Annotated in this window: 1 protein-coding gene; it reads left to right on the top strand. The window is 72.4% G+C overall.

Translation table 11 applies throughout. The annotated features are described in order from the left end of the window. Window positions 1-230: 230 nt before the first annotated feature. On the top strand, window positions 231-6,434 hold the full coding sequence (locus ACFU6K_RS27725; RefSeq protein ID WP_380667472.1) for a DNRLRE domain-containing protein: 6,204 nt from the start codon (window positions 231-233) through the stop codon (window positions 6,432-6,434). The last annotated feature ends 83 nt before the right edge of the window (window positions 6,435-6,517 follow it).

The following is a 6,517-nucleotide window of genomic DNA, read 5'->3' as shown; positions in this document are numbered from 1 at the left end:
CCGCTGAGACGCACTGAGGCGCGCTGAGGCGCGCTGAGACCCGCGCCCCGGGGGCACCTGGGCGATTTCCGGCCTTACAGACGGCTTTCGACCGGTTCCTCCCGTCCGGGAGATTGGCCGATTCATTGCTGTCGCTTTACCCCGTCATGGCTGACGCGCCATCAGCACGTCGGCCGTCCCCCCGCTTTCCGACCACCTTTCCTTCCCGTACGGACCAGTCGAGGAGTTCCATGTCACGCCCCACGGGCGGATCACCGCGGCAGCGGGCCGAAGCCGGCTCGCCGCCCCCCTCCGCACCGCGCCGCGGCAACGGCGTGCTGCGCCACACCGCCGTCGCCCTGGCGGTGGTGCTCTCGGTCGAGGCCGCCGCCGTCATCATGACGACCGGTCAGGCCGTCGCCGTCACCACGGAGCAGTCCCCGAAGCCCGCCAAGGCCCTGGGCCCGGCCGAGGCCAAGGACATCGCCACCGCCCACCTCAAGGCCCGGTTGGAGAACCGCCGGATCGAGGTGGTCGACGAGCGCACCGAGTCCACCACCAGCTGGATCAACCCGGACGGCACCACCACGCTGGACCTCGCCTCCGGCCCGGTCCGCTACAAGGACAAGGCCGGCAGGCTCCAGCCGATCGACGTCGACCTGGCGCGGCAGTCGGACGGCAGCGTCAAGGCCAAGGGCCACCCGCTCAACCTCTCCCTGGCCGGCGCCACCCCGCCCGCCACCGCGTCGGCGTTCAAGGCCGCCGGCGCCCCGGCCGGCGCTCAGCAGGCCCCGGCCACGCCGCTGGTCTCGCTGGACAACGGCAACGGCACCGCGATGTCGCTGTCCTGGCGCGGCGCCCTGCCCGCCCCCACCGTGGACGGCGCCAGGGCCCGGTACGCGGACGCGCTCACCGCCACCGACCTGGTCATCGAGTCCACCCGGACCGGCTTCGAGCAGTTCCTGGAGCTCAAGGACCGCTCGGCGGTGGCCGCCAACGGCAGCGTGACGCTCACCCTGGACGCGGCCGGCCTCCAGGCCCGGCAGAACCCGGACGACTCGGTGTCGTTCCTCGACCCGAAGACCGGCGAGGAGAAGGGCCAGCTGCCGGCGCCGGTGATGTGGGACGCGCAGGTCGACGAGCGCAGCGGCGACCACACCCGCACCGCTCCGGTCGCGCTGAAGGTCGTCCAGAACGGGAACGCGATCGACCTGACGCTGACCCCGGACGCCGCCTTCCTGAACGACCCGAAGACGAAGTACCCGGTGACCATCGACCCGGCGGTCAACATCGGCGTCGGCTTCGACACCTTCGTGCAGCAGGGCTACGCCACCGACGTCTCCTCGCAGACCGAGCTGAAGCTGGGCAACAACGGCTCCGGCCAGGTCGCCCGCTCCTTCCTGCAGTTCCCGATGGCGAAGATCAGCGGGAAGCAGATCACCGGCGGCAAGCTCAACCTGTGGAACTTCCACAGCTGGTCCTGCACCGCGAAGAGCTGGGAGGTCTGGGACACCGGGACGGCCACCACGGCCACCCGCTGGACGGCCCAGCCCGGCTGGAACAGGAAGTGGGCCACCTCCACCGCGACCAAGGGCTACTCCAGTTCCTGCAACGACGGCTGGGTGAACCAGGACATCACCGCGCTGGTCAAGGCCTGGGCCGCCAACGGCAACGCCAACAACACCCTGGGCATCCGGGCCACCGACGAGTCCGACCCGTACGGCTGGAAGAAGTTCAACTCCGGCAACGCGACGTCCAACACGCCGTACCTGTCGGTGACGTACAACACCCCGCCGGGCGTCTCCACCCTGGTCTCCCCGGCCGACGCCGCGCTGACCAACGACGCCACACCGACGCTGTCCGCCAAGGCGACCGACCCGGACGGCGGCAACATCGCCCTGGACTTCGAGGTCTGGGCGTCCAACGGCACCGCGGCCCTCCAGTCCGGCCGCACCGCCATGGCCGCCTCCGGCTCGACCTTCACCTGGGCCCCGGGCACCAAGTTGGCGCCGGGCGCCTACAAGTGGCGCTCCCGCTCCTGGGACGGCACCGCCAACAGCTCCTGGTCCGCCTTCCGCACGTTCACCGTGGACACCACCGCCCCGGGCGCGACCACCGTCTCCTCCGGTGACTTCCCGGCCGGCCAGTGGGCGGGCACCCCGGACGCCAACGGCACCTACAGCGGCACCTTCACCTTCACCCCGCCGACCGGCGACGTGAAGGACGTCCAGTACAAGCTGGACGGCGGGGCCTGGGTCACCGCGGCCACCACCGGCACCCCGGTCAGCGCCAAGCTCACCTTCAAGGCGGGCTCCCACACCGTCACCGCGCACACCCGGGACGCCGCGGGCAACGTCTCCGCCGACAGGACGTACGCCTTCTACGCCGGCAAGGGCTCCGCCCTGGTCGCGCCGGGCGCGGGCGAGCGCCCGGCCCGCCGCACCTCGCTGCAGGCCGAGGGCAACAGCACGTACACCGGGGTGCGCTACCAGTACCGGCGCGGCGAGACGGACACCTGGAAGGACGTGCCGGTCGCCAACGTCGCCACCACGGACGGCAAGGCGGTGACCGCCTGGCCGTTCACCGCCCCCGGCGGCAAGCCGGCCGCGCTGACCTGGAACATCACCGACACCCTGGCCGAGAACGGCCCGGTCGACGTCCGCGCGGTGTTCACCGACGGCACCGCCACCGACGCCACCGAGCCGAACACCGTCACGGTCGACCGCAACGCGGGCACCGCGCCGGAGACCAAGGTCGGCCCGGGCGAGGTGAACACCCTCACCGGTGACCTCACCCTCTCCGAGACCGACGCCGAGGCCTTCGGCCTGCACGCCGAGCGCTCCTTCTCCTCCCGCCGGCCCGCCAACGGCTCGGCCCAGGAGGGCCAGGCGGCGATCTTCGGCCCGCAGTGGAGCTCCGGCACCACCGCCGAGCTCACCGACGCCGCCTACTCCTACCTCCGCCAGACCTCGGCGACCTCCCTCTCGGTGGTCTCCGCGGACGGCTCCGAGACCGGCTTCACCGCCACCGGCGCCGGCGGCTGGAAGCCCGAGCCCGGTGCCGAGAGCCTCACCCTGACCGGTGCGCTCACCGGCTCCTTCACCCTGAAGGACACCGACGGCACCACCGTCACCTTCGCCAAGGTCGACCCGGCCGCCACCACCTGGCAGGCCTCCGCCTCCTCGCTGCCCAGCGACAACTCGACCACCTCGGTGGTCTCGGAGAAGGTCGTCTCCGGCGGCAAGACCCTGGCCCGCCCGAAGTACGTGGTCGCGCCGTCCTCGGCGACCGCCTCCGCCGACTGCGCCGCCGTGCCGTCCACGGCCGGCTGCCGGGTGCTGGAGTACGTCTACGCCGACACCACCACCGCCACCGCCACCGCCCTGGGCGACACGGCCGGCCAGGTGAAGCAGATCCGCCTGTGGTCCACCGACCCCGGCGCCGCCACCGCCACCCCCGTCGCCGTCTCGCAGTACGCCTACGACGCCCAGGGCCGGCTGCGCGAGGTCTGGGACCCGCGGATCAGCCCCGCGCTGAAGACCGCGTACGGCTACGACGCGGCCGGCCGGGTCACCACCGTGACCGAGCCCGGCGAACTGCCGTGGACCCTGGAGTACGGCAAGGCCGGCAACGCCGCCACCGCCGGCGACGGCATGCTGCTCGCCGCCTCCCGGCCCACCCTCAAGCAGGGCAGCAAGGACGTCACCGACGGCACCGCCACCACCTCGGTCGTCTACGACGTCCCGCTCAGCGGCGCCAACGCGCCCTACCCGCTGGCGCCGTCCGACGTCGCGGCCTGGGGTCAGAGCGACGCCCCGACCGACGCCACCGCCGTACTGCCGCCCGACGCCGTCCCGGCCACCCACGACGGCAAGGCGCTCGGCACCGCCGGCTACAACCGCGCCTCGGTGACGTACACCAACGCCTCCGGCCGCGAGGTCAACACCGCCACCCCCGGCGGCGGCATCACCACCACCGAGTACAACGCCTACGGCAGCCCGGTGCGGACCCTCTCCGCGGAGAACCGCGTCCTCGCCCTGGCCACCACCGGCAACGACCTGAACAAGCTGCGCGCCCTCGGCATCGCCGGCCGCTCGACGGCCGACCGCGCCCAGGTGCTCTCCTCGACCTCGGTCCACTCGGCCGACGGCAAGCGCCTGCTGGAGAGTTACGACCCGCTGCAGCTGGTCACCCTGGAGCACGGCGTGGCCGCCTCCGGCAGCTCCCCGGCGCTCGCCGCCGGCGACGAGGTCCCGGCCCGCGCCCACACCGTCAACGGCTACGACGAGGGCCGCCCGGCGAACGCCGCGGTCAGCGACCTGACCACCTCGGTGACGGTCGGCGCCCGGATCGACGGCTACGCCGCCGACGCCGACACCCGGACCACCGCCACCGGCTACGACTGGGCCCAGGGCCTGCCCACCACGGCCGTCCAGGACCCGGCCGGCCTGAAGATCACCACCGGCACCGGCTACGACGCCAGCGGCCGGGTGACCTCGCAGAGCCGCCCGAACTCCACCGGCTCCGACGCGGCCACCACCGTCACCACCTACTACACCGGCACCGGGACCGGCGCCTGCGCCGGCCACCCCGAGTGGGCCGACCTGGTCTGCTCGATCGCCCCGGCCGCGCAGATCGCCGGCGGCGGCGCCAACCCGCTCCAGCTGCCGACGAAGACCTTCCAGTACGACCGCTGGGGCAACGTCACGGTCCAGACCGAGACCGCCAACGGCGTCACCCGCACCACCACCCGCGGCTACGACGCGGCCGGGCGCGCCGTGAAGACCTCGATCAGCGGCGGCACCGGCACCGCGGTCGCCGACACGGTGTTCGGCTACGACCCCGCCAACGGTGAGCTGACCAGCACCACCAACGGCAACGCCACCATCACCCAGGGCTACGACAGGCTCGGCCGCCCGGTCTCCTACGACGACGGCGCCGGCAACGTCACCACCACCGAGTACGACAAGCTCGACCGCCCGGTGAAGAAGTCCGACTCGGTGCCGTCCGCCGTGGCCTACGGCTACGACACCGCCAAGGACCCGCGCGGCCTGCCCACCTCCCTGACCGACTCGGTGGCCGGCACCTTCACCGCCTCCTACGACGTCGAGGGCCGGCTGGTCTCCCAGACCATGCCCGGCGGCAACACCCTGACCAGCACCTACGACAGCCAGGGCGTCCAGACCGGCAAGACCTACACCAACCAGGCGGGCACCGTCCTGCTGGCCGACACCGCCGACTTCACCGTCCACGGACAGCAGGCCGGCCGCACCCAGAGCGACGGCAACAGCACCACCAGCGGCTACACCTACGACGCCACCGGCCGCCTCACCAAGGCCGCCGACAGCACCGGCCTGGCCTGCTCCACCCGGACGTACGCGTTCGACAGGAGCAGCAACCGGACCAACCGCACCGGCGCCACCGACGACTGCGACCCGGCCACCGCCGACACCGTCACCCAGGCCGAGACCCACGGCTACGACACCGCCGACCGCCTCACCGACGCCGGCTACGTGTACGACGCCTTCGGCCGCACCACCGCCCTGCCGAAGGGCACCCAGGTCGGCTACCACACCAACGACCTGGTCCGCACCGAGACCCTCGGCGACACCCGCAGGACCTGGGACCTGGACGCCGCCGGCCGCCTGGCGCTCTCCACCACGGAGACCAAGGGCAGCGACGGCACCTGGACCGTCACCGCGCAGGACACCAGGCACTTCGACGGCGGCAACGACAGCCCGACCTGGTCCAAGGACGCGGCCGGCAAGCTGACCCGCAACGTCCTGGACCTGACCGGCCAGCTCACGGCCGCCACCGGCACCGACGGCGGCGCGGTCCTGCTGCTGACCAACCTGCACGGCGACGTGTCCGTCCAGATGTCCCCCGACGGCACCGAGGACCTCGCGGTCTACCACTACGACGAGTACGGCAACGTCGTCGACGCCACCGGCTCGGCCGGGTACGGCTGGCTCGGCGGGGCGCAGCGCGAGGCCGACAGCCTCTCCGGCCTCACCCTGATGGGCGTGCGCCTGTACGACCCGACCACCGGCCGGTTCCTGCAGACCGACCCGGTCCTGGAGGGCTCGCCGAACGCCTACGGCTACCCGGTCGACCCGATCACCATGGACGACCTGACGGGCCTGTCCTGGAAGAAGAAGTGGGTCGCCAACTTCAGCCGGGCCGAGGGCAACACCATCGGCGGTCTGCTGATCGTCTCCAGCAAGATCTCCAAGGGCATCTCCGGGATCCTGAAGAAGCTCCCGCACATCGCCGCCCGGGCCGCCGGCTGGGTCCTGTGGGCGCTGTCCTACCTGATGAAGAGCATCGGCAAGAAGTTCCTCAAGGCCGCCAACAAGCGGGGCAGCCACGGGGTCCGGTTCACCTTCGGCATCTGGCACTCCAGCCACTGGTACGTGCCGGACTACCCGACCTACCGGGTGGACCCGCGCTACTGACGGGCGGGAGGCACCTGAGAGGAGGGGACGGCACCGCACTGACGCTCCACTGACGCAAGGCACGATGCACGACAGGTGAGGCC

The organism is Kitasatospora sp. NPDC057512 (genome assembly GCF_042802135.1).
In the GTDB taxonomy this organism is placed as follows: Bacteria; Actinomycetota; Actinomycetes; order Streptomycetales; family Streptomycetaceae; genus Kitasatospora.
The sequence above is the reverse complement of the archived record's forward strand: the minus strand, read 5'-3'. Positions and strand labels throughout refer to the sequence as shown.

What these genes read in the sequence shown, in the direction of transcription:
- ACFU6K_RS27725 (WP_380667472.1), top strand. Translation starts at nt 231, where the DNA reads ATGTCACGCCCCACGGGCGGATCACCGCGGCAGCGGGCCGAAGCCGGC.